This is a genomic window from Shewanella sp. CAL98-MNA-CIBAN-0140 (assembly GCF_040309905.1).
GTDB lineage: Bacteria > Pseudomonadota > Gammaproteobacteria > Enterobacterales > Shewanellaceae > Shewanella > Shewanella psychromarinicola.
The window spans coordinates 1-2990 of sequence record NZ_JBEOPI010000074.1 but is presented as its reverse complement, the minus strand read 5'-3'; the positions used below and the strand labels follow the sequence as shown (position 1 = coordinate 2990).

The 2990-nt window shown below is 36.1% G+C and carries 4 protein-coding genes; 2 read left to right on the top strand and 2 right to left on the bottom strand.

Annotated features, from left to right (window positions below; translation table 11 throughout):
• Nucleotides 1-49: 49 nt before the first annotated feature.
• Together AAEY93_RS20155 and AAEY93_RS20150 are read right to left on the bottom strand one after the other, a co-directional pair.
• Entirely contained in the window at nucleotides 50-367 is a 318-nt protein-coding gene (locus AAEY93_RS20155; protein ID WP_351079405.1) for an alpha/beta hydrolase family protein, read from the bottom strand.
• A 42-nt stretch (nucleotides 368-409) separates the two neighbouring features.
• A complete protein-coding gene (locus tag AAEY93_RS20150; protein ID WP_351079402.1) occupies nucleotides 410-952 on the bottom strand; it encodes a DUF6795 domain-containing protein in 543 nt (180 codons plus the stop codon).
• 444 nt (nucleotides 953-1396) lie between these two features.
• On the opposite strand from AAEY93_RS20150, the gene AAEY93_RS20145 reads away from it, so the two are divergent.
• Nucleotides 1397-2053 carry a DUF6795 domain-containing protein gene (locus AAEY93_RS20145; protein WP_351079399.1) on the top strand — a complete coding sequence of 219 codons (657 nt, stop codon included), beginning with the start codon at nucleotides 1397-1399 and terminating at the stop codon, nucleotides 2051-2053.
• Between the two features lie 301 nt (nucleotides 2054-2354).
• Complete coding sequence (locus AAEY93_RS20140) at nucleotides 2355-2873, top strand: DUF6795 domain-containing protein (RefSeq protein ID WP_124013678.1); 519 nt, start codon at nucleotides 2355-2357, stop codon at nucleotides 2871-2873.
• Nucleotides 2874-2990 lie beyond the last annotated feature (117 nt).

Here is a 2990-nt window from a genome sequence, read left to right as displayed (position 1 = left end):
TACCTAACAGATTGTTAAATTTGGCAATCATTCACACGCCAATACATTCTTACTGAGCCAACTGCATAGGCATGTTACTTTTTGAATGAGCAGTAATATCGGTTACCGCATCAGCTAAAGTATTTGTACCCCGTATTGCAATCACGTGATCGCCCTTATGTTGCTGACTATGTCCTTGGCCAATGAGCAAAAAGCCTGTCGTTTCGCACCAAAAGAAACCACCAGAAGTCCCCTGTTGGACATCTTCTGCGTTGAACTTAAAGTGTTGTTTTACCTTATTATGGATAGGTAATCTTTTGGGTTTTTTTTCAATTTGGTAAGATAGCAATGCGATTCTAGCTGCAACATTAGGGGATATAACACTCATTATTTCATCCTTAAAATAAACTTTTAAATATTTTTTATCTAATTAATTTTTTAAATCATTAAAATTTGTAACAACATCCATAGATTCACCGTAATAAGTCGTAATTAATTCATCTTCCCAGTAACATATTGAAATTATAGGATGATCACGTATTAAACCAAACTGCGTTAAATCAACTTCATATTGTAATTCTTTATTTTGTAAGTCTGCATTTAACTGCAGCAAAAATTTGTTTAAATAAGGAACAGAAATCCAATTCTTACTGATCAACCAAAGCCAGTAATACTTATCTTCACCATCTTTTATCTCATCAGGTTCTTTCTTAATATAAATTTCCTGCCTAAGACGTGCATCTTGCCCAAAAATATTACCGGGGGCATTTGACTTAACTTTAACTTCTTTAAATGAAAACTCACCATTTGTATCGGTTAATGCATAGTCAATAATAGGGTCACCCTTGTCATAACCACCATATGACAGTTCTCTAACAACTTCCGCCCCCGAAATTGGAATGCCATTATTGGTGATTCGCCCTTGTACAGGAGCCGATAATTCAACTTCATATCGCTTCAAAAATCCAAACACTGCATCATCTCCTTCGGGGTAAGCATATGAAAAAAAATAATCACAAATAGAAATAATGAAACCGTAAGCAATAAAAGGTAACGATATTTATCAAGAATACTATTTAACACCCTCTCCCCCAACTCATTGATATAGATAAAAAATAAAAGCTACAGATTCATGGTTAAAAAGAGACGTAACATAGTGCTTTTAATACTCATTAACAGCCTAATTTTAGCCAAAAAAAACTCTTTATCTATAGCCCTAAAGAGTGTCAAAAAGGCACTAAAAACATTAATTGTGATAGTTTTATCTTTGCCTCTAGAACCAACAATATTGAATCCATACGCAAAAAACACTTACTTCAACGACTCTACCCATTGGTTGGATGATGAAATTAGACCAGACCAGAACACCTCAATCAAACATACACTTTTCATCATTACACCTTTAAAGTAGCTATTTATGATGATAGACCCTCTTAACAAATCACTCTACAATAACTTCAGTAAGTTAATCATATCAACATCAAAACAAGGCGTTACCTCATCAATGAGCTACATAGCATATATTAGTTTGTTTCTCGTTCTGTCTGTCACTTCGGCCAACTACTTTTTGGAGGGAGCAATATTTCGCATGTTTAAAAAAGTCGATGTCGAAGTGTTTCCTGAAGTGATTGGTAGCCTAACCAATGAGGGAGAACCTCTAGCCGATATTAAGCTAAAAAGAGGTTACCAATACTCTGGTGTTATGGAAGAAATTGAGTGGGACTACACCACTACTGATGATGAAGGCAAATTTAGCTTTCCTGAAATCATTCACAGAACAAGTCACCCTAATAAACCGTTTGCTGAAACGCGCGTTGCGCAAGCAATTAAAGTCGCAGAGGGAGTTTATACAGACACTTTTCTTTGGTCTGCTGTAACTAAAGGTGAAAAACATCTTTCCCTATTAGCTGAAAGATTGGCGCAATTACATTGCAACCTCGCCAATGAAGAGATTAGACAAGAGATAATAGAAGAAGAAATTAGCAATGGAGTTTCACGACTACAGGTGTTTAGTATTTGCCGCTGGCCAGAACTACAACTATTGGAAGTACAGAAAAGAGAAAAATACGGATGATATTCAGACTGGCCAATCTAGATGAATTTTTGCTGATGGGATATCTAGTCAATAAGCAATAACGAATGTGTACCTATTGGCCCAATCGAACATACCCTTTTCATCATTACACCATAAAAAATAGTCCTTTATAATAATATATACCCTTGAAGAATCACTCTACAATGACTTCAGTAAGTTAATCATATCAACATCAAAACAAGGCGTTACCTCATCAATGAGCTACATAGCATATATTAGTTTGTTTCTCGTTCTGTCTGTCACTACGGCCAACTACTTTTTGGAGGGAGCAATATTTCGCATGTTTAAAAAAGTCGATGTCGAAGTGTTTCCTGAAGTGATTGGTAGCCTAACCCTTCAGGGTAAACCTCTAGCCGATATTAAGCTAAAAAGAGGTTACCAATACTCTGGTGTTATGGAAGAAAAAAAATGGGACTACACCACTACTGACGATGAAGGCAAATTTAGCTTTCCTGAAATTATTCACAGAACAAGTCACCCTAATAAACCATTTGCTGGAACTCGTATATCTCAAACGATTAAAGTCGATGAAAATGAAGAGTCAGACATCATTAAAGCAGCTAAAGATGAGTATTCTGAAGTAATACTTTGGGGATCCATATCTTCAGGCGAGAAACATATATCTTATTTAGCTGAACGATTAGCACGATTAGATTGTGACCTAGCTAATGAAGCCATTAGGAATGAAATCATTGATGAAGCGTTTCCTAGTGGTGTAGTGCGCTATCAAGTATTGAGCATTTGTCGCTGGCCTGATCTGGAAAAATTAGAAATCGAGAAACGGAAAAAATTTGATTAATAAGGGCGTTAAATAATTCATCCGTATATATTCTAATAATCCCCCTGTGTCAGGATCTGTCTCTTGATCACATCTCCTGTTGTTGCGCTTGCATAAATCGAGCACCTTCTAGCAGTT

Bases quoted from the DNA above. Each gene is read 5' to 3' on its own strand.
- AAEY93_RS20155 (WP_351079405.1), bottom strand. From the start codon at position 367: ATGAGTGTTATATCCCCTAATGTTGCAGCTAGAATCGCATTGCTATCT.
- AAEY93_RS20145 (WP_351079399.1), top strand. From the start codon at position 1,397: ATGATGATAGACCCTCTTAACAAATCACTCTACAATAACTTCAGTAAG.
- AAEY93_RS20140 (WP_124013678.1), top strand. From the start codon at position 2,355: ATGTTTAAAAAAGTCGATGTCGAAGTGTTTCCTGAAGTGATTGGTAGC.